We start from the raw sequence: 22,147 nt of genomic DNA on the forward strand, positions 1-22,147 counted from the left end.
GCCTGAAGGTCCGCTTCGTGCCGCTGGAGCGGCTCGCCGTCTCCGTCCGCCCGGAGACCGCCCTGGTCGCCTTCTCCGCCGTGCAGTCGGCGGACGGGCGGACCGTCGACTTCGCCGCCGTCCGCGCCGCCGCCGCGGCCCACGGGGCCCGCACCCTGCTCGACGCCACCCAGTCCGCGGGCTGGCTGCCGCTGCGCGCCGGGGAGTGGGACTACACGGTCGCCGGCGCCTACAAGTTCCTGCTCTGCCCGCGCGGCGCCTCCTTCCTCACCGTCACCGAGGAGGCCCAGGACAGCCTGCTGCCGATCCACGCGAACTGGGTCACCGGCGAGGAGCGGTGGGTCAACAGCTACGGCCCGGTGCGCGAACTCGCCCGCTCCGCGCGCCGCTTCGACGAGCCCGCGGCCTTCCTCTCGTACCACGGCGCGGCCGCCTCGCTCGCGCTCCTGGAGGAGGTCGGCATCGAGCGGATCGAGGCCCACGACAAGGGGCTCGCCGCCCGCTTCCGCGCCGGGCTGCTCTCCCTCGGGCACGAGCCGGTGGCGGACGACTCCACGGTCGTCGCCGTCCCCGGTCTCGGCCACCGCGCGGACGCCCTGGAGGCGGCGGGCGTCGTGCTCTCGGACCGCGCGGGCCATCTGCGGGCCTCGTTCCACCTGTACAACACCGCGGCGGACGTCGACCGCGCCCTGGACGTCCTGGCGGGCTGAGACCCCCCGGGGCCCGGGAGTTCAGCAGTCGACCGGCGGGCAGTCGCCCGCGTCGCCCGCCTCCGCGCGCAGGTTCTCCGCGAGGACCCCGAGGAGGCGGGCCAGCTCGGCCCGCTCGGCCGGGCCGAGGCCGGCCAGCGAGCTGGCCTCCAGGTCGGACCAGGCGTTCTCGACGCCCGCCTTCAGCGCCTGCCCCTCCTCCGTCGCCTCGACGAGCACGGCCCGCCGGTCGGCGGGGTCGGGGGAGCGGCGCACGTATCCGCACTGCTCCAGGCGCTGGAGCATCTTCGTCACGGTCGACGGGTCCAGGCCGAGCGACTGGATCAGCTCCGACTGGCGGGCCGGTCCGCGGTCCCACAGCCGCATCATCATCAGCTCCTGGCCCGGATAGAGGCCGAGCTCGCGCAGCCGCCGCCCCATGGCTATCCGGTGCGTCCGGGAGACCCGGGCGAGGGTCATGCCGACCGGGCCGCCGCGCGCGGCGGACGGCAGCTGCTCGGTGCAGGCGGGCTCGACTGCGGTCATCAGGATGCTCCTCGGGGCGGCTCTACCTTCCTCAGGGTACCGCGAGGAGACATTTGCTTGGCTGGCCAATCAATGCGTACAGTGGCGTCGGGCCACATGCTTGGCCGACCACATATTATTTCGGGAGACCGTCATGACCACCGCCTTCGACCCCGTCGACCTCGCCGGCACCCGCCTCGCCAACCGGATCGCCATGGCTCCCATGACCCGCAGCCGGGCCGACGGCCAGGACCGCACCCCGACGGCGATCGTCGCCGAGTACTACGCCCAGCGCGCCTCCGCGGGACTGATCATCAGCGAAGGCATCCAGCCGGTCGCCGAAGGCCAGGGCTACCCCAACACCCCCGGCCTGCACAGCCGCGAGCAGATCGCCGCCTGGCGCGAGGTCACCGACGCCGTCCACGAGCGCGGCGGCCGGATCTTCGCCCAGCTCATGCACTCCGGCCGGATCGGCCACCCCGATCTCCTCGACGGCGACCTCCACCCCGTCGGCCCCTCGCCCGTCGCCGCCGCCGGCCAGGTCTACACCCACGAGGGCCCCAAGGACTTCGTCACCCCCCGCGAGCTCACCGGCGACCAGGTCCACGAGGCGGTCGCCGGCTTCGCCGCCGCCGCCCGCAACGCCGTCGAGGCCGGCTTCGACGGCGTCGAGATCCACGGCGCCAACGGCTACCTGATCCAGCAGTTCCTCGCCTCCGGCTCCAACCACCGCACCGACGAGTGGGGCGGCTCCGTCGAGAACCGCGTCCGCTTCGCCGTCGCGGTCGTCAAGGCCGTCGCCGCCGAGATCGGCCCCGAGCGCACCGGCCTGCGCATCTCCCCGGCCAACACGCTCAACGACATCGCCGAGACCGACACCGAGGAGCTCTACGCCGCGCTCCTCACCGCGATCGAGCCCGTCGGCATCGCCTACCTCCACGTCCTGGAGACCGCCCCGGAGCGCCGCCCGCTCGTCCTCGACCTGCGCAAGCGCTTCGCCGGCACCTTCATCCTCAACCCGGCCACCGGCGCCGACCCGACCGGCGCCGAGTCCCTCGCCCTGATCGAGGACGGCACCACCGACCTCGTCGCCTACGGCCGGCTCTTCATCGCCAACCCCGACCTGCCCGCCCGCCTGAAGACCGACGGCCCCTACGCCACCCCGGACCCCGCCACCATGTACGGCGGCGGCCCGGAGGGCTACATCGACTACCCCGCGCTGTAAGGGGCGGACACGCGGAAGGGGCGGGGGTCCGGACCCCCGCCCCTTCCGCGTACCCGGAACTACCAGGCCGCCGTGACCGCCCGGCGCGCACCCTCCAGGTCCACCGTCAGGCCCGCCTCGCCGAGCACCGCGCCCAGCGCGGCCAGCGAGGACTGCACCGCGTTCGGGGTCGCGTCGGGCCCGTAGTGGTTCACCCGGACCATCTCCTTCGCCAGCGCCCCGCCGCCCGCGATGACCGGCAGCGACGGGTCGGCGGCCCGTGCCTTCGCCACCAGCTCGGAGGCGTCGAGCCCGGCCGGCACCCGCAGCGTCGTCGCCACCGGCGCCGCGTCCCCCGCCTCGTACACGTACGGCTCCAGGCCGCCGCCCAGCGCGAGGGCGCCCGCGCGGGTCGCCGCCGCGGCCGAGGCGTGCCGGGCCATCAGCGCGTCCAGGCCCTCCGCCTCGATCCGCTCCACACACGCCTCCAGGGCCAGCATCTCCAGCTGCGCCGGGGCGTGGAGCAGGGCCTTGCGGCCGCCGTCGATCCAGCGCTCCTTCCAGTCCAGGAGGGAGAGGTACGAGCGGCGCGGGGCGGCCGGGTTGGCGGCGAAGCGCTCCCAGGCCCGCTCGCTCACCGACACCGCCGAGACGCCCGCGGGGCCGCCCATCGCCTTCTGCGCGCCGATGATGCACATGTCGACGCCCCAGGCGTCCGGCAGGACCGGCTCGGCGCCGATCGAGGCCACCGCGTCCAGGTAGAACAGCGCGCCGTGGGCGCGCACGACCTCGCCGATCTCCGCGACCGGGTTGGTGTTGCCGGTGGCGGCCTCGGCGTGCACCAGCGAGACGAAGTCGATCTCCGGGTGCTCGGCCAGCGCCCGCTCCACCTGCTCGGCGGTGACCGCCGTGTGGAAGGGCACGGCCAGGTCGACCACGGTCGCCCCGCAGTCGCGCAGCCAGTTCCCGAAGGTCTGCCCGTACGGACCGGTGACCACGTTCAGCGCGGTCGAACCGGCCCGCGCCCCGCTGCGGATGCACCCCTCCAGGGGCAGCAGCGCCTCGCCCTGGGTGATCACCACGTCCTGCTCGGTGGAGAGCAGCGCGGCGACCCGCCGCTCGATCGACGCGAAGTGCGCGGCGGTCATCGGAGCCAGGTCGAGCAGCGGATGTGTCACGGTCACGGTGGTGCCTTCTCGGGGTCGGTGGTACGGCCGGTGGCCAGCGTACGCCCACCGTTCCCCGGTACCCCCGCACCCCGCGGCCGTACAGTGCAGCCATGAGCGATCACGAGGTGGTGCACGTGAAGGGGCGGGTGCTCGTCGGCCCGCAGGACGTGCGGGACGAACTCTGGTGCGTGGACGGGCGGATCACCTTCGAGCGGCCCGCCGGTCCCACGGCGGAGACCGTCGTCGTCCGGGGGTGGGCGCTGCCCGGGCTCGTCGACGCGCACTGCCACGTCGGGCTCGACCGGCACGGACCCGTCGACGAGGTCACGGCCGAGAAGCAGGCCCTCGCCGACCGGGACGCCGGGACCCTGCTCATCCGGGACGCGGGCTCGCCCTCCGACACCCGCTGGATCGACGCGCGGGAGGACCTGCCGAAGATCATCCGGGCGGGCCGGCACATCGCCCGCACCCGCCGCTACATCCGCAACTACGCCCACGAGATCGAGCCCGCCGACCTGGTGGAGTACGTGGGCCGGGAGGCCCGGCGCGGCGACGGCTGGGTCAAGCTCGTCGGCGACTGGATCGACCGCGAGGTCGGCGACCTCGCGCCGTCCTGGCCGCGCGCCGAGGTCGAGGCGGCGATCGCCGAGGCGCACCGGCTCGGCGCCCGGGTCACCGCGCACTGCTTCGCCGAGGACTCGCTGCGCGACCTCGTCGAGGCGGGCATCGACTGCATCGAGCACGCCACGGGCCTCACCGAGGAGACGATCCCGCTCTTCGCGGAGCGCGGGGTGGCCATCGTGCCGACCCTGGTCAACATCGCGACCTTCCCGCACCTCGCCGACGGCGGCGAGGCCAAGTTCCCCCGCTGGTCGGCCCACATGCGCCGGCTGCACGAGCGCCGGTACGACACCGTCCGCGCCGCCTTCGACGCCGGGATCCCGGTCTTCGTCGGCACCGACGCGGGCGGCTCCCTCGCCCACGGCCTGGTCGCCGAGGAGGTCGAGGAGCTGACGAAGGCCGGCATCCCGGCGCTCGACGCGCTCTCCGCCACCACCTGGGGGGCCAGGGCCTGGCTGGGCCGCCCCGCCCTGGAGGAGGGCGCCCCCGCCGACCTCGTCGTCTACGACCAGGACCCGCGCGCGGACGTCCGCGTCCTGGCGGCGCCGCGGCGGGTCGTGGTCGAGGGCAGGGTCATCGCCTAGGCCGTCTCTTCCGGATCATGCCGGGCTCGCGGCTCCCCCGGCTACCGCTGGGAGGTGCCCCCACCGCATGGACTCCCTCCTCCGCCTTGCGAGCGCACGCACCGGACGCCGCTCCCTGATCCGGCCCGATCCGGAAGAAGCGGCCTGGCTCAGGCGGCGGCCCTGCGGAGGAAGGCCAGCCGGGCCTTCTTCTCCGGGATGAAGACCTCCGGCAGGTCGACCTCGGGGAGGACGACCTCCGGGCCCAGCTCGAAGCCGGCCCGCGCCATGCGGGCGACGGCCTTCTCGTTCGCCGCGTCCGGCTCCACCACGATCCGGGTGTGGTCGCGCAGGCAGAAGGCGACGAGCGCGGAGAGCAGTCCGGCGGTGAAGCCGGCGGACGGGGCGGTGCTCGGGGCGATGAAGAGGTGGCAGCCGATGTCGCCCTCCTCGACCTCGTAGCACTCGCTCACCCGGTCGGCCTCGGGCTCGTACGTCTGGAAGATCGAGACCGGCGTGCCGTCGAGCTCGACGAGGAACCCGTGGTGGGTGGTGAGCGAGTCCAGGTGGGCGTAGACGTCCCTGACCTGCTCGACGGTGGTGCCGTTCATGCCCCAGAAGGAGGCCCGCTCCTCGTTGACCCAGGCGTGGATGAGCGGGGCGTCGGCGTCCGGGACGATCGGTCGGACGGCGACGGTGCCGAGGCCCTCGACGGCGTGGACGTAGACGGGGGTGGTCATCCCTGCTCCTTGGTGAGGCGGTTCCAGTCGGTGGTGACGGGGGCGAGCTCGCCCCGCAGCCACAGGGGGAGTTGGTCTTCGTGGTGCGGGTCCCCGGCCACCCCGGAGGCGCCGAAGGGCACGATCCAGCCGCTGCGTTCGCGGTCGGCGAGGTCCCACACGTAGCGGGCGGCGGACGCCCGGGCGCAGCGGTCGGTGTAGCCGGGGACGCTGGAGGTGGAGAGCACGCAGTCGTGGTCGCCGCCGAGCCCCGGCCACCGGTCGTCGTCCGGGTGGGGCAGCGCCTGCCAGGGCGCGAGCCGGTGCGTGGTCCCCCAGGCGGCCGGCGGCTCGCCCGCGCCGGTCTCCTCCAGCGCCTCCCGCACGATCCGGTCCACGTCCGGGGCGGGTACGGGCCCCGCCACCAGCAGGGTCTCCAGGGCGAGGCCGACCCGGGGGCCGAGGTACAGCCACGGCCGGAACACCTCCGGGTACGCCCCCGGTTCGCGCAGCCCCGCGAAGGCCTCGTGCGCGGCGAGCCGCCGCACGACCGCGCCCCGTACGGCCGCGTAGAGCCCGGCGTCGGCGCTGTCGGCGTCCATCCGCCGGTCCCAGGCCAGCAGTCGCTCGCGCACCCGCAGGGCGGCGGGGGAGAGCTCCTCGGCGGCGGCCTCCACGGCGGCGAGCAGCCGGGCCGCCGCGCGGTTGTCGGTGTCGCGGTGGACGGCGGTCGTGCTCTCCGGGGTCCAGGCGGCGGACGCGGCGAGGAGTTCGGCGATGCGGTCGGCGCGGTGCGGGGGCGCGAACTCGACGCCGAGCGGCGCGGCGAGGCCGCGGGCGTTGGCCATCACCGCGTACCCGTCCGTCACGCCGGCCCGGGGCAGCGGCGCGGGCTCCGGCTCCCAGGCGTGCGCCGGCTCCCAGGCGGGCACGGGCCGCAGGGAGTTGGCCCGGTCGCGTACGGGCACGTGCCCGGCGACCCGGTGCAGCAGCCCGCCGTCGGTGTCGGCGGCGAGCACCACGTTCACCGGCTCCACCCAGGCGTCGAGCGCCGCGTCGACGTCGGCGACGGTACGGGCGGCGAGCAGGCGCGGCAGGGCCTCGAAGCCCAGTCGGCCGGTGACCCGCGGCACGTACCGCAGGCTCAGCCCCTCCCACTCGGCGCCGGCCGCCTCCGGCTCCTCGCCGGTGATCACCGGGCCGCGGTCGGTCTCGACGACCTCGACGAGGACCGGCTCGCCGCCGGCGACCTCGACGGTCTCGGTGTGCGCGGCGGCCGGGCGCCAGCCCTCGGGGCCGTACGCCTCCACGCCGCCGCCCCCGGTGCGCCGCAGCCGCTCCCGGTAGAGGTCCTGGTAGTCGGCCATGGCGTTGGTGATGGCCCAGGCGACCGGGCCGGCGTGCCCGAAGTGGGCGAGCCCGGGGACGCCGGGCACGGCGAGGCCGACGACGTCGTACGCGGGGCAGGCGAGCCGGATCTGCTGGTAGACGCCGGGCGCCTCGATGAAGCGGTGCGGGTCGCCGGCCACCAGGGCGGCGCCGCTCGCGGTCCGCTCCCCGGCCACGAGCCAGCCGTTGGACCCGGCCGTGGCCGGCCCGTCGGCGGCGAAGAGCTCGGTCCACTCCTCGCCGAGACCGGTGGCGACCTGTTCGCGCCACAGCTTCGTCGGGAAGCCGGCGAAGAGGATGTGGGTGGAGAGCCAGACGGCCAGCGGCGTCCACGCCTCCCAGCGGCCGGGGGCGAGCCCGGTGGCGGCGAACTCGGGGGCCCGCCGGGCCCCTTCGGCGAGGCCGGCGTTGACCCCGTCCGCGTACGCCCGCACCCAGTCCGCGGTCTCCGGGTCGCTCTCCTCCAGGCGCGCCAGGCAGCCGCGCGCGGTGTCGGCGAGCCGGGCGCGGCGGACGAAGGCGTCCCAGCCGGCCTCGGCGGCGCCGAGGAAGGCGGCGCTGGTGCCGCGGGCCCGGTGGCGCTCGACCTCCAGCTGCCAGGCGCGGTCCAGGGCGGTCACCCGGCCCTGCGCGAAGGCCAGTTCCTCCGGGTCCGCCGCGCGCAGATGGGGGACGCCGTACGCGTCCCGGTAGACCTCGATGCTCACCCTTACCGATCCCGTCCGTGTGCTTTCAGATGCCGTTAGGTTAGGCTGACCTAAATTGATCGTCGACCCAAGGTAACCCATGGGTTCGGGGGAGGAGTGCGTGGTGGGTCACGGCTGGCAGGGTGCCGTTCTCAAGCTGATGGGCGCCAAGGACTTCACGTTCACCGTCACGGGGGCCGAGCAGGTCACCGAGGACTACCGGCGGGTCCACTTCACGGACGGCGGGCTGCTCGCCGCCGCCGGGGTGCACCCCACGATGTGGGTCCGGATCTGGTTCGCGAACGCCGGGAAGCCGCACCAGCGCGCCTACACCCTGGTCGACCCCGACCGGGACGCCGGCACCTTCAGCCTGGAGTTCGCCCTCCACGACGGCCCCGCCAGCCACTGGGCCCGCGACTGCGCCCCGGGCGACACCGTCGAGGCCACCCTCCAGGGCACCGGCTTCGAGACCCCCGAGCCCCGGCCCGAGCGGCTCCTCGTCATCGGCGACCCGGCCTCGCTGCCGGCCGTCAACTCGCTCCTCGACGCCCACCCGGACCTCCCGGCCACCATCTGGTTCGAGACCCAGCACGCCTCCGACGAGGAGCTGCCCTTCCGGGTCGACCCGGACCGCCACGAGCTGCGCCGGATCCCCCGGCAGCGCTCCGGCGCCGGCCTCGTCGAGCGGGTCAGGGCCGAACTGCCCGCGCTGGCGGGACCGGAGGCGTACGTGTGGATCGCCTGCGACACCGCGACCACCCGCGCCCTCGCCGGGTACGTCCGCAAGGAGCTCGCGCTGCCCAAGGAGCGGGTCCACGCGCTGGGCTACTGGCGTCCCAGCTGAACCGTCCCGGCCCGGCGTGACGTTGACGATCCGTGACCCCGCAGGGGCGCGGATCGTTTTCCTGCGCGACGCGTGGGGCCACCGGGAATGGTTGTGTCGAAAAAATTCGAAAATGAACACGGAAACCCCCCTTTGGAGTGAACTCACGTCAGGCGACTGTCGGTTCACTCTCCGTGCGTAAAGATTCCGGTGTCCCAGTCGCCGCAGCCGCGCGAAGCCACCGTCCCCGTGGCGAGCGGCCGGCGACGCCATGCCTTTCCGTGGGGGTTCCACCACCTTGAACAGCAACACCTTCCGTGCGCCCGTCCGCCGCACCGCGGCCGCCGCGACCGTCGTCGCCCTGGCCGCGGGCCCCGTCCTCCTCGCGGCCCCCGCCGCGCAGGCGACGGACGGAGAGCGCCGCGAGGGCCGCGCCACCGCCGCCGTGCTGCGCACCGGGCTCGACGTCTCCCTCCTCGGCGAGACCGTGAAGATCCCGGTCCGCGCCTCGCTCAACGAGGTCGAGGCGCCCGAGAGCGAGAGCGAGACCGCCCTCAGCGTGAAGGTCCAGGGCGCGGAGGGCGGCAAGCCCGTCGACATCCTCACCGCCGACGTCGCCACCTCCACCGCCACCGTCGACGAGCGCAGGGCCGAGGGGTACGTCAACCTCGCCAAGGCCCGCGTCCACGTGCCCGGCCTGCCCGCCCTCGCCCTCATCGAGGTCGAGAAGGTCACCTCCAAGGCGGTCTGCGAGACAGGGAAGAAGCCGGTCGCCGAGTCCAACGTCCTCGGACACGTCCGCGCCCTCGGCAAGAAGATCACGCTCACCGCCGGTGGCCGCACCGAGATCGACGTGCCCGCCGTCGGCCGGATCACCCTCGACCTCTCCCGCACCGGCACCACCTCGCGCACCGCGGCCGCCACCGCCCTGGAGCTCGACGTGGAGGTCAACCCGCTCAACCTCGGCGTCGCCAAGGTCAAGGGCAAGGTCACGCTCGCCGAGGCCACCTGCGAGACCCCCGACACCCCGGCCCCGACCGAGAAGCCGACGGAGAAGCCGACCGAGAAGCCGACCGAGAAGCCCACGGCCGAGCCCACCCAGGAGCCGACCGGGCAGCCGTCCGAGCAGCCCTCGCCGCAGCCCACCGAGCCCCAGGACGACGGCGGGATCAAGACGAACGGCGGCGACTCCGTCCCGACGCAGAACCTCGCCGAGACCGGCGGCAGCTCCGCCACCCCGTACCTCGCGGGCGGCGCCCTCGCGCTCGTCCTCGCCGGCGGCGGCGCCGTCGCCCTGACCCGCTTCCGCGCCCGCGCCCGGGGCTGACCGCCCGAGGGGGAGACGCGTCAGGGGGACGCAGGGGGAACCGGCCCGGGGCGGGCGGTGGGCACGACGCCACCACCCGCCCCGGGCCGCCCCGCGCGGTCGTACGGCTCCGAGGGCGTCGGTCGTGGCCGTACGTGGCCCGAGGGCTCAGCCCGCCAGCAGGAGGGCCTGGTCCAGGGCCTGGAGGAAACGATTCGTCGTCGCCCGGTCCCGGACCGCGAGCCGCAGCCAGTGCCGGTCGAGCCCCGGGAACGTGTCCCCGCGCCGCGCCGCGAACCCGAGCAGCCGCAGCCGCTCCCGTATCGCGTCCGCGTCCTCGATCCGGATGAGCACGAACGGCCCCTCGGCCGCCGCCACCGTCCGCACCTCGTCGAACTCCGCGAGCCCCGCGAGCAGATGCGCCCGCTCCGTCCCGATCCGGTGCGCCGCGTGCTCGGCCTCCGCCAGCGCCGCCCGCGACATGCACGCCTCCGCCGCCACCAGCGCCGGCGTCGACACCGGCCACAGCGGCTGCGCCCGCTCCAGGAGCGCCACCGTCTCCGGCTCCGCGAGCACGTACCCGATCCGCAGCCCCGCGAGGCCCCAGGTCTTCGTCAGGCTCCGCAGCACCACCAGGCCCGGCAGGTCCGTCCGTCCGGCCAGTGCCTCCCGCTCGCCCGGCACCGCGTCCATGAAGGCCTCGTCCACGACCAGATACCGCCCCGGCCGGGCGAGCGCCGCGATCGTCTCCGCCGGATGCAGCACCGACGTCGGGTTGGTGGGATTGCCGATCACCACCAGGTCCGCGTCCTCGGGCACCGCCGACGGATCCAGCCGGAAACCGTCCTCCTCGCGCAGCAGCACCCGGCGCACCTCGTGCCCGGCGTCCCGCAGCGCCGCCTCCGGCTCGGTGAACTGCGGATGCACCACCACCGGCCGGCGCACCGGCAGCGCCCGCGCGAGCAGCACGAAGGCCTCCGCCGCGCCCGCCGTCAGGAGGACCCGCGCCGGCGGGAGGTCGTGGCGCTCGGCCACCGCCGCACGGGCCGAACGCCCGTCGGGGTAGTGCGCCAGACCCGTCAGGGAATGGGCGATCCGCTCGCGCAGCCAGTCCGGCGGGGTCGCCGTGCGGACATTGACCGCGAGGTCGACGAGCTTCTCGTCGCGGACCTCGGCGTCGCCGTGATGGCGCAGGTCGTGGGCGTGGGTGCCCGTGTCGGGGCCGTCCGTGTGGGTGTCCATGTCCGCCGTCGTGTGGGGGGTGGGGATGTGGGGTGTGCCAGGCTCGCCAGCGATGTACCCGCACGTCAAGGGCAACAACCGTGCGACGGACGTCACTTCGTGCGAGCGAAACGGGACATTCATCGCGATTGCGCAGGTCACGCGGCGCGATTTCCGCTTCGGCACCAGCAGGACCGCCCCCGGCCCCGCCGCCCGCAGCGCCGCCGCCTCCGCCACCGACGCCGTCCCCGTCGCCGCCCGCGGCACCTCCGACGGATGCGGCACGGCCACTTCGGCCAGCTCCTCCGCCGCGAACCCGGTCACGGGCACCCCGAACCGCGCGGCCGCCCCCACGATGCCCGGCTCAGCCTCGCGCGCGCGCAGGGTCGCGAACCCCCTCACGCGCGCGTACACCGCTGCCTCCCCGGGCCCCGCCGCGGCCGCCTCCGGGGCCCCGGCCACGCGCGCGTACCGGCCCGTGCCCGCACCCGTCCCGGCCGTACGGTCCCCGGTCCCGGCCGCGCCGGTCCGGCCCCGGGACAGCCCACCCGAACCCGTTCCGTCCCCCGGCTCCGTCCCGTCCCCCGGCCCCGCGGCCGCGAGCCCCGCCTCCGCGAGCGCCGCTTCGACCAGCGCGAGGACCTCGGCCCGCGTCGCGCCCGAGCGGACGCCGACACCGATGTGCAGACCGGGCCCCCGATCCGCTACCAAGGGGCCATGGCTGTGCTCGTCGCGCTCGGCGCGTTCCTGATGACGCTCTTCGGCGGCTGGGTCGCGCAGCGCGTCACCGACCGCCGGCACCTCGTCCTCGGCCTCGCCGGCGGGCTCATGCTCGGCGTCGTCGGACTCGACCTGCTGCCCGAGGCCCTGGAGGCCGCGGGGGAGGAGGTCTTCGGCGTTCCCCAGGCCCTGCTGCTCTTCGTCGGCGGCTTCCTCTTCGCCCACGTGGTGGAGCGCCTCCTCGCCACCCGCCGGGCCGCCCACGGCGCCGAGCCGGGGGAGGGGCCGGGACCCGGGGCGAAGGCGGGGGAGCGGACCCCGCAGGTCGGGCTCGTGGCGGCCGGCGCCATGGTGCTGCACAGCCTCATGGACGGCATCGCGCTCGGCGCCGCCTTCCAGGTCGGCGGCGGCATGGGCGCCACCGTCGCGCTCGCCGTCGTCACCCACGACTTCGCCGACGGCTTCAACACGTACACGCTCACCAGCGTGTACGGGAACGAGCGCCGGAAGGCCCTCGCGATGCTCTTCGCCGACGCGCTCGCCCCGGTCGTCGGCGCCGCCCTCGCCACCCTCCTCACTCTTCCGGAGGAACTCCTCGGCAGCTATCTCGGCTTCTTCGGCGGCGCCCTGCTCTACCTCGCCGCCGCCGAGATCCTGCCCGAGGCCCACCACGAACACCCCGCCCGCACCACCCTGCTCTGCACGGTCGCGGGCGTCGGCTTCATCTGGCTCGTGGTGGGCCTCTCCGGCGGCTGAGCTCACGCGCAGTGCCCGACGAACCGGGCGGCGACCCCCGGGGCCCCGGCCCAGTGGGTGTGCACATAGCTCGCGTGCACCCCGCCCTGTACGAAGCCCTCCACCCGGGGCTCCGGCTGCCGCAGCCCCCAGGCCGCGAGCGCTCCCGCGCCCGGCTCGATGACGGTCCGGTGGAACTCGTGCCCGCGCACCCGGGTCCCGGCCGCCGCGAGCACGCTGTCGCCGACGGCCACCGCGTCCCGGTACCCGAGCGTCAGCCGCTCCGACATCCGCGCGTCCGCGTCGAGGACCCCGCACATCGGCGTCCCGTCCAGCGACCGCGCCAGGTACAGCAGCCCCGCGCACTCGGCGGCGACCGGCGCCCCCGACGCGGCGAGCTCCGCCACGGCCTTCCGCAGCGGCTCGTTGGCGGCGAGCTCCGCCGCGTACATCTCGGGGAACCCGCCGCCGATCACGAGCCCGCGCGTCCCCTCGGGGAGGGCCTCGTCCCGCAGCGGATCGAAGGTCACGACCTCGGCGCCGGCGGCGGTGAGCAGCTCCGCGTTCTCGGCGTACGAGAACGTGAACGCGGCCCCGCCGGCGACGGCGACGACCGGCCTCCCCCCGGCCGGGGGCGCCACGACGGACGGGGTCCACTCCGTCGTGGACAGCGGCGGCGCCGACCGGGCGAGCGCGAGCAGCCCCTCCAGGTCGCACCCGGCGAGCACCTGCTCCGCCTGCGCGGCCACGGCCTCCACCGCCTGCGCCTGCCGCTCGGCGACCGGGATCAGGCCCAGGTGCCGCGAGGGCGTGGCGACGGCGGGAGCCCGCCGCAGCACGCCGAGGACCGGCACGCCCGACTCCTCCAGGGCCTCCCGGAGCAGCGTCTCGTGCCGGTCGCTGGCGACCTTGTTGAGGATCACCCCGCCGAGCCGCACCTCGGGGTCCCAGGACGCGAAGCCGTGCACGAGCGCCGCCACCGACCGCGACTGCGAGGACGCGTCCACGACGAGCACCACCGGCGCCCGCAGCAGCTTGGCGACCTGCGCGGTGGAGGCGAGCTCGCCCTGGCCGGCGGCACCGTCGTACAGCCCCATCACGCCCTCGACCACGGCCAGGTCGCAGCCGCGCGCACCGTGCGCGAAGAGCGGCGCGACCAGCTCCGTCCCGCACATGTACGCGTCGAGGTTGCGGCCCGGGCGGCCGGTGGCGAGCGCGTGGTAGCCCGGGTCGATGTAGTCGGGCCCCACCTTGTGCGGGGAGACGGCGAGCCCACGGGAGGCGAACGCGGCCATCAGGCCGGTCGCCACCGTGGTCTTGCCGGCGCCCGACGAGGGGGCCGCGATGACGAGACGCGCTACCACTCGATGCCCCGCTGGCCCTTCTGGCCGGCGTCCATCGGGTGCTTCACCTTGGACATGTCGGTGACGAGGTCGGCGAAGTCCACCAGCTCCTGCGGCGCGTTGCGCCCGGTGATGACGACGTGCTGCTGCCCGGGACGGTCCCGCAGCACCTCCACGACCTCCTTGACGTCGATCCAGCCCCAGTGGAGCAGGTACGCGAACTCGTCGAGGACGTAGAACTTGTACCGCTCCTCGGCCAGGTCCCGCTTGACCTGCTCCCAGCCCTCGCGCGCCTTGTCCTCGTGGGACTGCTCGCCGTCGGCGACCTCGCGCTGGATCCAGGACCAGCCCTCGCCCATCTTGTTCCAGGTGACCGTGCCGCCCTTGCCGGTCTCGCCGAGCGCCTTGAGGGCGTTCTCCTCGCCGACCTTCCACTTGGCGGACTTCACGAACTGGAACACCCCGATCGGCCAGCCCTGGTTCCAGGCGCGCAGCGCCATCCCGAAGGCGGCCGTCGACTTCCCCTTGCCGACTCCCGTGTGCACCATCACCAGCGCCCGGTTGCGGCGCTGACGGGTCGTGAGGCCGTCGTCGGGCACGACGGTCGGCTGTCCCTGCGGCATTAAGCGGCCCTCCTGACAGAGCGGTTGACTTGTGCTTCCCGTACGAGCCCGGCGATCGCGTCGGCGCGCAGCTCGTCGAGCGTGACGGCCGTGCCCCCCAGATCACGGGCGAGGTTCCCGGCGAGACCGAGCCGCACCGGGCCCGCCTCGCAGTCCACGACCACGGCGGCCGTGCCGTCGGCGGCGTGCAGCCGCGCGGCCCGCGCGGCGAGGCCCACCGGGTCGGGCCCGCCGCCGGTCGCCCGCCCGTCGGTGACGACGACGAGCAGCGGCCGGCGCGAGGGGTCCCGCAGCCGTTCCACCCGCAGCACGTCATGGGCCTTCAGCAGCCCGTCGGAGAGCGGTGTGCGCCCGCCCGTCGGCAGCTCCTCCAGGCGGGCGGCGGCCGCGTCCACGGAGGACGTCGGAGGCAGCGCGAGCTCGGCGCCGCGCCCCCGGAAGGTCACCAGGCCCACCTTGTCGCGCCGCTGGTAGGCGTCGAGCAGCAGCGACATCACGGCGCCCTTGACGGCGCCCATGCGCTTGCGCGCCGCCATCGACCCGGAGGCGTCCACGACGAAGAGCACGAGGTTCCCCTCGCGCCCCTCCCGCACCGCCTGCCGCAGATCGTCCCGGCGCACCACGAGCCCCGCCCCCGACCGCCCGCGCGCCCGCTGGTGCGGGGCGGCGGCCCGTACGGTCGCGGCCAGGTGCAGCTTGGTCAGCGCGCCCCGGGGCCGGGTGGCGCCGGTGGTCCGCCCGTGCTCGGTCCGCGCCCGGGACCGCCGTCCGGCGGCCCCGTCGCCGAGTCCGGGCACGCTGAGCATCTTCGTGCGGAACGGCTCGCCGGCCTTCACGGCGGCCCGTTCGCCGCCGCTTCCCCGCGGAGCGGGTGCCTGCGCGGGAGTCTCCTCCGGTACGTCACCGGCCTCGGGCGCGTCCCCCTCACCGCCCTGCGGCGGCACTCCACCGCCGCCGTCGGGCCCGCCGTCCCCCGGCCCGTCGGGCCCCGGGTCGGGATCGTCGTCGTTCTCGTCCCCCTTGAACTGCTCCAGGGTCTCGTCGAGCTTGTCCTCGTCGAGGCCGGGCGCGTCGAAGGGGTTGCGCCGCCGCCGGTGGGGGAGCGCGAGCAGCGCGGCCTGCCGCACGTCCTCGGAGGTGACCTCGTCCCGCCCCGCCCACGCGGCGAGCGCGGTCGCGGTCCGGGCCATCACGATGTCGGCGCGCATGCCGTCGACCTCGAACGCGGCGCAGGTGGCGGCGATCTGGAGCAGCACGGCGTCCCCGAGGGACACCTTCGGCAGCAGCTCGCGCGCGGCGACGATCCGCTGCCGCAGCGCGGCCTCCTCGCCGGCCCACCGCTCGGCGAACGCGGCCGGATCGTCCTCGAACGCGAGCCGCCGCCGCACCACCTCGACCCGCTCCTGCGGATCGCGCGAGGCGGCGACCTCCACGGTCAGCCCGAACCGGTCGAGCAGCTGCGGCCGCAGCTCGCCCTCCTCGGGGTTCATGGTCCCGACGAGCAGGAACCGCGCGGCGTGCCGCACGGAGACGCCCTCGCGCTCGACGTGGGAGGCGCCCATGGCGGCGGCGTCGAGGAGATGGTCGATGAGGTGGTCGCTCAGGAGGTTGACCTCGTCGACGTAGAGGATCCCCCGATGGGCGGCGGCGAGCAGTCCCGGCTCGAACGCCTTCACGCCCTCGGCGAGCGCGCGCTCGATGTCGAGCGCTCCGACGAGCCGGTCCTCGGAGGCCCCGACGGGCAGCTCGACCATCCGCGCGGGACGCGCGTCCGACCCCCCGTCGGAGTGGGGCCCGTCCGGGCACCCCGGATCGGGCGAGGCGGGATCGCAGCTGAACCGGCACCCGGCGACGACGGCCACCTCGGGCAGCAGCTCGGCGAGCGCCCGCACGGCGGTGCTCTTCGCGGTCCCCTTCTCCCCCCGCACGAGGACTCCGCCCACGGCCGGGCTGACGGCGTTGAGCAGCAGCGCGAGCCGCAGGTCGTCCATGCCGACGACGGCGGTGAACGGATAGCGGGTGCTCATCGGGCGATCACTCCTCGGAAAGACAGGGATGCGGCTTCGTCGTGCTCGGGCCCGAGGCGGCGGACCGACCGTGGCGCCCCGGACACCGGGGACGGCCGAGCCGGGGGCCGGCCGGCGACGCGGCCCGCGGACCGGGCCACGCACCCGGCGCCCGCCGACGGCGGGCAACCGCGCGGGGCAGGGCGCAGGAGGGCCGGACGGCCCGTCACCGCTGTCCCCAGGGGCCTGTCGGCCGACGGCGGGCAACCGTCCGCAGGGGCCACCCGCGGCCGGCGTCCCCCGCCGCACGGGTGGTACGGGTGGGAACCCCGGCCCGGCCGGAGGCCGGGCGCCGCCCCCGCGCGGCGAGCCCGCGCCGGGCGCCCGCCCCGCACCCCGGTCACGGCGCACCCGGCGGCACGAACGGCAGGTCCTTCGGGGCGCCCCGCTCGATGAGCCGCAGCAGCGCGTCCGTGTCGGCGTGCTCCTCGATCAGGTCGCCGAGCCGGTCGAGCTGCTCCTCCCGCAGCGCGCCGAACGACGTGTCGGGCGCGGGCACGAAGGCCCGGCCGGCCGCCGCCGCGACCTCGCGCAGGAACGCCCGGCGGAAGCCGTCGCTCTCCAGGGAGCCGTGCCAGTGGGTGCCCCAGACGGCGCCGACCCGGCAGCCGTCGAGGAACGGTTCCCCGCCGCGCACGTCCGCGACGCCGTGGTGGATCTCGTACCCCTCGACCCGCTCACCGAGCGCCTCGCCGACCGGCCGCGCGAGGGTCTTCTCGCGCGCGAACCGGACGCGTACGGGCAGCAGCCCGAGGCCGTCGACGGCGCCCGCCTTCGACTCGACCTCGTCCTCGATGTGCTCGCCGAGCGCCTGGAAGCCGCCGCAGACGCCGAGCACCGGCCGGCCCTCCGCGGCCCGCCGGGCGAGCGCGTCGGCGAGGCCCCGCTCGCGCAGCCACGCCAGCGCCTTGACCGTCCCCCGCGTACCCGGCACGACCACGAGGTCCGCGTCGGCCAGCTCCTCCGGACGGTCCACGAACCGCACGATCACGCCCGGCTCGGCGGCCAGCGCGTCCACGTCGGTGAAGTTCGACATCAGCGGTACGGCGCAGACCGCGACCCGCAGCACGTCGGCGCCGACCGGCGGCGCGACGACCGACTCGCGGACGGTGCCGCGCAGCGAGACCCGCAGCCCGTCCTCCTCGTCGATGCCGAGCCCGTGCGCGTACGGCAGGACTCCGAGGGTCCGGCGTCCGGTCAGGCCGTGCAGCATGTCGAGGCCCGGTTCCAGGAGCGTCACGTCGCCGCGGAACTTGTTCACCAGGTATCCGGCGATCAGCTCCTGGTCCTCGGGCGCGAGCAGCGCCGTCGTGCCGAAGAACTGGGCGAAGACCCCGCCCCGGTCGATGTCGCCGACCACGACGACGGGCAGCCGCGCGGCCCGCGCGATGCCCATGTTGACGATGTCGGTCCGCCGCAGGTTGATCTCGGCGGGACTGCCGGCCCCCTCGCAGATCACCGCGTCGTGGGTGGCCCGCAGCTCCTCCAGGCAGGCGAGCACCGGCTCGAAGAGCGTCTGCTGCCGCCCCCCGTGGTAGCCGCGCGCGCTCATCTCGCCGACCGGCTTGCCCATCAGTACGACCTGGCTGGACCGGTCACCGCCCGGCTTGAGCAGCACCGGGTTCATCAGCGCGGTCGGCTCGACGCGCGCCGCCTGCGCCTGCATGGCCTGCGCGCGCCCGATCTCGGCGCCCTCCCGCGTCACGAAGGAGTTGAGGGACATGTTCTGCCCCTTGAACGGCGCGACCTTGACGCCCTGCCGGACCAGCCACCGGCAGATGCCCGCCGTGACGACGCTCTTGCCCGCGTCGGAGGTCGTCCCGGCGACGAGCAGCCCCCCACCCCTCACTTCGTCCTCCGCTTCACCGTGGCGTTGAATACCGTGTCGGTCAGGATCCGGCCGCCCACGCAGGCGGCCAGGGTCAGCCAGGTCACCCGGCGGGAGAGCCGGACGGCCCGGTCGACGTCGGCGACCTCCACGGGCCGCCCCTCCCCGTTGAGCACGGGCCGGTGCTCGACCCGCCCGCCGTACGAGAGCGTCCCCCCGAGCCGTACCCCGAGCGCGCCCGCGAACGCCGCCTCGACGGGTCCGGCATTGGGGCTCGGGTGCTGTCCGGCGTCCGCCCGCCAGGCCCGTACGGCTCCGCGCCGGTCGCCGCCCGCGAGGACCGCGAGCGCGGCGGTGAGCCGGGCGCCGGGCCAGCCGGCCACGTCGTCGAGGCGGGCGGAGGCCCAGCCGTAGCGGCGGTACCGGGGCGACTTGTGGCCCACCATGGCGTCCAGCGTGTTGACGGCCCGGAAGCCGAGCAGCCCGGGCACGCCCGCGACCGCGCCCCAGACGAGGGCGCCGACGACGGCGTCGGAGGTGTTCTCGGCGACGGACTCGACGACCGCGCGGGCCATCGCCGCCCCGTCCAGGGCCTGCGGGTCGCGTCCGACGAGGTGCGGCATCCGCTCCCGGGCGACCTCCAGGTCGCCCGCCGCCAGCGCCCCGCCGATGGCCCGGGCCTCCCGGCCCAGGGTCGTGCCGCCGACGACGGCCCACACGGCGGCGGCGGTCAGCGCGGCGGAGCCGGTACGGCTGCCCCGGGCCGCACGGGCGGCCAGCGCTCCGGCGGCGACGGCGCCGCCCGCGCAGACGGCGGTGTGCAGGGCGCCCCGGCCCCGGTGGTCGCGCCAGAGGCGCTTCTCGACGGCGGCGGCGGCCCGCCCGAAGGCGGCGACGGGGTGGCCGCGGCGCGGGTCGCCGAGGACCAGGTCGACGGCGAGGCCGGCGGCCGCTCCGTACGCGAAGACTGCGGTGGTCCGGGAGACCACGGGGGTGCGGCCGGGCATGGCGGCGTGTCCTCACTCAGGGTCCGCGCCCTGGCTCGACGTGACCGGCGGCGAGAGTTCCTGACTCCCGGCCCGGGCTGTTCACCGGGGCCGGTCACAGTGGCGGGACCGCGCCGGAATCGCACCGGGCTTCCTCTCCATTGCCGCCGTATTGGCCCCGGCAGTCCACCACGCCCCGCGAACGGCCGTCAACTCACCCTTGACCTGCGACGGGTCACTGTGCGGAGCGCCACAGACACGAGGGCCGGGCCCGCCCTCGCGTGGAGGAGCGGGCCCGGCCCGGGGTCGTCGCGGGTGTCAGGCGACGATCAGATAGATGCCGTACGTGACGGCCGCGGCGCACAGCGCGAAGCAGGCGTACGCACCGGTCCTGGCGAGGACGGCGGAGCCCCCCTCGGCGGCGGCCTTCTCCTGCTTGCCGAGGCCGACGATCCCGAGGGTGAAGAGGCCCACGAGGGCGACGGTCGCCACGAGGCTGACTCCGAAGACGGAGCCGAGAGCTGCCCAGTCGATCTTCATGGCTTGGTTCCCGTTTCCTTAGGGGGTTCTCAGACCGCGGCGGCGGGGGCCGGGGGAGCGGCGGGGTCGTTCGGGCCCGGCGCGTGGATGGTGGTCTTGAGGCCGTCGTCGGCGACCGCGGCGACGGTGCCGGCCGGCGGCGGGGTGACGGCGGCGATGGCCGTGGTCACGACGCCCGGGGTGCCGGAGTCGTCGCCGTCGAGGTCGTCGGCGGTGACGTTGTTGTGGTCGACCGGCTGGCGGCGGGAGAGCGCCCAGATCACGGCCGAGCCGCCGATCAGGAGGGCCGCGGTGACGGCGATGCCCCAGGTGCCCTGCTTGGTGAGGAACTCGGCGGCGGCGCCGACGAGGCCGGCGGCCGGGAGGGTCAGGCCCCAGGCGACGAACATCCGGGTGGCGGTCGACCAGCGGACGACACCGCCCTTGCGGCCGAGGCCGGCGCCCATGACGGCACCCGAGCAGGACTGGGTGGTGGAGAGGGAGAAGCCGAGGTGCGAGGAGGCCAGGATGACCGTCGCGGCGCTGGTCTGGGCGGCGAAGCCCTGCTGCGGCTGGAGGTCGGTGAGGCCCTTGCCCATGGTGCGGATGATGCGCCAGCCGCCGAGGTAGGTGCCGAGCGCGATCGCCAGGCCGGCCGAGACGATGACCCACATCGGAGGGTTCGAGCCGGGGGCGACGACGCCCTGGGTGACCAGGGCGAGGGTGATGATGCCCATCGTCTTCTGGGCGTCGTTGGTGCCGTGGGCGAGGGACACGAGGCCCGCGGAGGCGATCTGGCCGGCGCGGTAGCCCTTGGCGGTCGCCTTGGCCTCCGGGTTCGCCTTGATCTTGTACGTCAGCTTGGTCGCGGCCATCGCGGCGAGACCGGCGACGAGCGGCGCGGCCACGGCGGGGATGAGGACCTTGGTGACGATGGTGGAGCCGTTCACGGCCGACCAGCCGGCCGACATGACCGCGGCGCCGATGAGGCCGCCGAAGAGCGCGTGGGAGGAGCTGGACGGCAGGCCCAGGAGCCAGGTCAGCAGATTCCACAGGATGGCGCCGACGAGGGCCGCGAAGATCACTTCTGTGCGGATGCCCTCCTCGTTGATGATCCCGCCGGAGATCGTCTTGGCGACCTCGACGGACAGGAACGCGCCGACCAGGTTCAGCACGGCGGACATGGCCACCGCCGTCTTGGGCTTGAGGGCACCGGTCGAGATGGTCGTGGCCATCGCGTTGGCGGTGTCGTGGAAACCGTTCGTGAAATCGAACACGAGAGCTGTCACGACCACAATGGCGAGCAGCAGCGTGATGTGTTCCATTTACCCAGGCAATCGTTTGACGTCAGTGGCTGGTCGAACGTAGGCAACCTGAGTGAACGGAAGGTGAACTGGGCGGGGCATCACGGTGTCCCGATCCGGCGCCGTGAGATTCCGCTTCCGCTCCGGAGCGCCCCCTTGTCCACCATCCGGTCACCCTGGAACCACGGGTAATCCCGCCTCCCACGGCCCCCACCGGACCGCCGCCCTCCGCGCCCCGGTCCCTCCGTCCCACCCCCTGGACGGATTCACCCCCACGGACCACCCCCCGAGGAGACCCTCGTCACCCTCGGGAGCGCAGACCGGGGACACCCACCCGGCCCCGCCCGGGACACCCGCCCGGCCCCTGCCCGGTGGCAGCCTCGCCGCCCCCTCCCGAGACTGGGAACGTGCGCCCGGCTACAGCGACGGCAGCGGCCGTCACCACCCTGATCGGTCTCGGTGCGGCCGCCGTGGCGGCCGGCCGCCACGCCAGCGACGTCGCCCTCAAGGCGGCCTCGGGCCGGCCCCTCCCCGGAGACCCCAAGCTCACCGTGCACGCCACGGGACCCGAGCGGGTCACCCTCACCCGCAGCCTCGCCTCGCTGCGCCCCGGCACGTACGGGATGACGGCACCCGGCCTGCACGCGGTCACCGGACCGGTCCTCGACCGCGTCCCGCACACCGCCGACACGGTCGTCCGCCGCCTCGAACGCGTCGAGCGCGGCGCGCTCGGCCCCGGCAGCCGGGTCCGCCTCACCCCCCAGCTGCACACCGGCACCCCGGAGACCGCCCTCGGCCTGCCCCACGAGGACGTCGAGATCCCCGGCGAGCTCGGCCCGCTCCCCGCCTGGCTGGTCACCGGCCCGCGCTCCACCTGGGTCGTCGCCCTGCACGGCATCGGCGCGGGCCGCGAGCACACGCTGAACCTCGTCCCCTTCTACGCGCGCCGCCGCGTCCCCGTCCTCGTCCCCGCCTACCGCGGCGACCGGGGCGCCCCCGCGCCGGCCGACGGCCTCGCCCAGCTCGGCGACACCGAGTGGCGCGACGTCGACGCGGTCCTGCGGTACGCGGTCCGCCGCGGCGCCTCCAAGATCGTCCTGCACGGCTG

General features: G+C 75.3%; 18 protein-coding genes, 1 pseudogene and 1 riboswitch. Of the genes and pseudogenes, 7 read left to right on the plus strand and 12 right to left on the minus strand.

Annotated features, from left to right (window positions below; translation table 11 throughout):
* On the plus strand, nt 1–710 hold a 710-nt coding region (locus AB0E19_RS07640), incomplete at its 5' end, for an aminotransferase class V-fold PLP-dependent enzyme (RefSeq protein ID WP_362174823.1).
* 21 nt (nt 711–731) lie between these two features.
* On the opposite strand, the gene AB0E19_RS07645 is transcribed toward AB0E19_RS07640, so the two are convergent.
* A complete protein-coding gene (locus tag AB0E19_RS07645; RefSeq protein ID WP_362174826.1) occupies nt 732–1,235 on the minus strand; it encodes a MarR family transcriptional regulator in 504 nt (167 codons plus the stop codon).
* A gap of 133 nt (nt 1,236–1,368) precedes the next feature.
* On the opposite strand from AB0E19_RS07645, the gene AB0E19_RS07650 reads away from it, so the two are divergent.
* A complete protein-coding gene (locus tag AB0E19_RS07650; protein ID WP_362174829.1) occupies nt 1,369–2,439 on the plus strand; it encodes an alkene reductase in 1,071 nt (356 codons plus the stop codon).
* 59 nt (nt 2,440–2,498) lie between these two features.
* Here AB0E19_RS07650 and AB0E19_RS07655 read toward each other — a convergent pair whose 3' ends face one another.
* The gene (locus AB0E19_RS07655) at nt 2,499–3,596 is read right to left on the minus strand and encodes an aminotransferase class V-fold PLP-dependent enzyme (protein ID WP_362174921.1); all 1,098 of its coding nucleotides are present in this window, start codon (nt 3,594–3,596) and stop codon (nt 2,499–2,501) included.
* Nucleotides 3,597–3,697: 101 nt separating this feature from the next.
* On the opposite strand from AB0E19_RS07655, the gene AB0E19_RS07660 reads away from it, so the two are divergent.
* Nucleotides 3,698–4,792, plus strand: a complete 1,095-nt coding sequence (locus tag AB0E19_RS07660) for an amidohydrolase family protein (protein ID WP_362174832.1) — start codon at nt 3,698–3,700, stop codon at nt 4,790–4,792.
* Between the two features lie 149 nt (nt 4,793–4,941).
* Here the strand turns inward: AB0E19_RS07660 and AB0E19_RS07665 are convergent, their stop codons facing one another.
* The gene (locus AB0E19_RS07665) at nt 4,942–5,511 is read right to left on the minus strand and encodes a GNAT family N-acetyltransferase (RefSeq protein ID WP_362174835.1); all 570 of its coding nucleotides are present in this window, start codon (nt 5,509–5,511) and stop codon (nt 4,942–4,944) included.
* Nucleotides 5,508–7,586, minus strand: a complete 2,079-nt coding sequence (locus AB0E19_RS07670; protein WP_362174838.1) for a penicillin acylase family protein — start codon at nt 7,584–7,586, stop codon at nt 5,508–5,510. The genes AB0E19_RS07665 and AB0E19_RS07670 overlap by 4 nt, the downstream gene beginning before the upstream one ends.
* A gap of 103 nt (nt 7,587–7,689) precedes the next feature.
* Between AB0E19_RS07670 and AB0E19_RS07675 the strand changes: the two genes are divergently transcribed.
* Entirely contained in the window at nt 7,690–8,409 is a 720-nt protein-coding gene (locus AB0E19_RS07675) for a siderophore-interacting protein (protein WP_362174924.1), read from the plus strand.
* A gap of 277 nt (nt 8,410–8,686) precedes the next feature.
* Nucleotides 8,687–9,715, plus strand: coding sequence for an SCO1860 family LAETG-anchored protein (locus AB0E19_RS07680; RefSeq protein WP_362174841.1), 1,029 nt, complete (start codon nt 8,687–8,689; stop codon nt 9,713–9,715).
* Between the two features lie 147 nt (nt 9,716–9,862).
* Here the strand turns inward: AB0E19_RS07680 and cobC are convergent, their stop codons facing one another.
* Nucleotides 9,863–11,329 carry an Rv2231c family pyridoxal phosphate-dependent protein CobC gene (cobC, locus tag AB0E19_RS07685; protein ID WP_362174927.1) on the minus strand — a complete coding sequence of 489 codons (1,467 nt, stop codon included), beginning with the start codon at nt 11,327–11,329 and terminating at the stop codon, nt 9,863–9,865.
* 303 nt (nt 11,330–11,632) lie between these two features.
* Between cobC and AB0E19_RS07690 the strand changes: the two genes are divergently transcribed.
* Nucleotides 11,633–12,391 (plus strand): ZIP family metal transporter, encoded by a 759-nt coding sequence (locus tag AB0E19_RS07690; RefSeq protein ID WP_362174844.1) that lies wholly within the window; start codon nt 11,633–11,635, stop codon nt 12,389–12,391.
* Between the two features lie 2 nt (nt 12,392–12,393).
* Here the strand turns inward: AB0E19_RS07690 and AB0E19_RS07695 are convergent, their stop codons facing one another.
* The 7 genes from AB0E19_RS07695 to AB0E19_RS07725 form a co-directional block, all read right to left on the minus strand.
* Entirely contained in the window at nt 12,394–13,734 is a 1,341-nt protein-coding gene (locus AB0E19_RS07695) for a cobyrinate a,c-diamide synthase (protein ID WP_362174847.1), read from the minus strand.
* Nucleotides 13,728–14,336, minus strand: a complete 609-nt coding sequence (cobO, locus tag AB0E19_RS07700) for a cob(I)yrinic acid a,c-diamide adenosyltransferase (protein ID WP_362174850.1) — start codon at nt 14,334–14,336, stop codon at nt 13,728–13,730. Before cobO ends, AB0E19_RS07695 begins: the two co-directional genes overlap by 7 nt.
* A complete protein-coding gene (locus AB0E19_RS07705; RefSeq protein WP_362174853.1) occupies nt 14,336–16,363 on the minus strand; it encodes a putative cobaltochelatase in 2,028 nt (675 codons plus the stop codon). The genes cobO and AB0E19_RS07705 overlap by 1 nt, the downstream gene beginning before the upstream one ends.
* A 379-nt stretch (nt 16,364–16,742) precedes the next feature.
* Nucleotides 16,743–18,251, minus strand: coding sequence for a cobyric acid synthase (locus AB0E19_RS07710; protein WP_362174856.1), 1,509 nt, complete (start codon nt 18,249–18,251; stop codon nt 16,743–16,745).
* Nucleotides 18,248–19,237, minus strand: a complete 990-nt coding sequence (locus AB0E19_RS07715; RefSeq protein ID WP_362174859.1) for a cobalamin biosynthesis protein — start codon at nt 19,235–19,237, stop codon at nt 18,248–18,250. Before AB0E19_RS07715 ends, AB0E19_RS07710 begins: the two co-directional genes overlap by 4 nt.
* 54 nt (nt 19,238–19,291) lie before the next feature.
* Nucleotides 19,292–19,374, minus strand: a riboswitch (cobalamin riboswitch).
* Nucleotides 19,375–19,534: 160 nt separating this feature from the next.
* Nucleotides 19,535–19,756, minus strand: a complete 222-nt coding sequence (locus AB0E19_RS07720; RefSeq protein WP_362174862.1) for a hypothetical protein — start codon at nt 19,754–19,756, stop codon at nt 19,535–19,537.
* A 29-nt stretch (nt 19,757–19,785) separates the two neighbouring features.
* Nucleotides 19,786–21,060, minus strand: a complete 1,275-nt coding sequence (locus AB0E19_RS07725) for an inorganic phosphate transporter (protein WP_362174866.1) — start codon at nt 21,058–21,060, stop codon at nt 19,786–19,788.
* 386 nt (nt 21,061–21,446) lie between these two features.
* Here AB0E19_RS07725 and AB0E19_RS07730 point away from each other — a divergent pair.
* Nucleotides 21,447–22,147, plus strand: a pseudogene (locus AB0E19_RS07730) (hypothetical protein); the annotation flags it as partial.

The sequence above is a fragment of the Streptomyces sp. NPDC047974 genome (assembly GCF_040653375.1).
GTDB lineage: Bacteria > Actinomycetota > Actinomycetes > Streptomycetales > Streptomycetaceae > Streptomyces.

What these genes read in the sequence shown, in the direction of transcription:
- AB0E19_RS07645 (WP_362174826.1), bottom strand. Translation starts at nt 1,235, where the DNA reads ATGACCGCAGTCGAGCCCGCCTGCACCGAGCAGCTGCCGTCCGCCGCG.
- AB0E19_RS07650 (WP_362174829.1), top strand. Translation starts at nt 1,369, where the DNA reads ATGACCACCGCCTTCGACCCCGTCGACCTCGCCGGCACCCGCCTCGCC.
- AB0E19_RS07660 (WP_362174832.1), top strand. Translation starts at nt 3,698, where the DNA reads ATGAGCGATCACGAGGTGGTGCACGTGAAGGGGCGGGTGCTCGTCGGC.
- AB0E19_RS07665 (WP_362174835.1), bottom strand. Translation starts at nt 5,511, where the DNA reads ATGACCACCCCCGTCTACGTCCACGCCGTCGAGGGCCTCGGCACCGTC.
- AB0E19_RS07690 (WP_362174844.1), top strand. Translation starts at nt 11,633, where the DNA reads ATGGCTGTGCTCGTCGCGCTCGGCGCGTTCCTGATGACGCTCTTCGGC.
- cobO (WP_362174850.1), bottom strand. Translation starts at nt 14,336, where the DNA reads ATGCCGCAGGGACAGCCGACCGTCGTGCCCGACGACGGCCTCACGACC.
- AB0E19_RS07705 (WP_362174853.1), bottom strand. Translation starts at nt 16,363, where the DNA reads ATGAGCACCCGCTATCCGTTCACCGCCGTCGTCGGCATGGACGACCTG.
- AB0E19_RS07715 (WP_362174859.1), bottom strand. Translation starts at nt 19,237, where the DNA reads ATGCCCGGCCGCACCCCCGTGGTCTCCCGGACCACCGCAGTCTTCGCG.
- AB0E19_RS07720 (WP_362174862.1), bottom strand. Translation starts at nt 19,756, where the DNA reads ATGAAGATCGACTGGGCAGCTCTCGGCTCCGTCTTCGGAGTCAGCCTC.
- AB0E19_RS07725 (WP_362174866.1), bottom strand. Translation starts at nt 21,060, where the DNA reads ATGGAACACATCACGCTGCTGCTCGCCATTGTGGTCGTGACAGCTCTC.